The organism is Exiguobacterium sp. SH0S2 (assembly GCF_004337185.1).
GTDB classification, from domain to species: domain Bacteria; phylum Bacillota; class Bacilli; order Exiguobacteriales; family Exiguobacteriaceae; genus Exiguobacterium; species Exiguobacterium aurantiacum_A.
On the sequence record NZ_SJVB01000021.1, the window covers coordinates 1 to 391 of the forward strand.

Annotated in this window: 1 protein-coding gene; it reads left to right on the forward strand. The window is 59.6% G+C overall.

The window, feature by feature from the left end; translation table 11 throughout:
• A partial coding sequence (locus tag EVJ21_RS15245; protein ID WP_131490800.1) for a fatty acid desaturase family protein occupies positions 1–391 on the forward strand: 391 nt, incomplete at both ends.

Genomic DNA, 391 nt, shown 5'->3' on the forward strand with positions numbered 1-391 from the left:
CGTGCTGGAACGGCTGTCGTGGAAAAGGCTGGTGCTGGAGCTGCTACTTTGCTGCCTCCCGGCTTTCATCCTGGGTGCATTTTTTGGTTACCTGCCCTGGTTTTTGCTGGCATCGGTAACAGGACTGCTTATTTTTTTTTTTTCGAACATCAGCGGCAGCAAGGCCATGCACTTCATGACGGGCAACCTGTCGCACCAGATCGAGCACCACCTGTTCCCGGACTTGCCGAGCAACCGGTACGCCGAGGTCGCGGTGAAGGTGCGCGCGCTGTTCGAGAAGTACGAGCTGGAGTACGTCACCGGCCCGCTGCCCAAGCAGGTGTTCTCCGCGTGGCACAAGGTCTTCCGCCTCGCACTCCCGAACAAGCGGCCCAAGGCCGGAACACCGGAC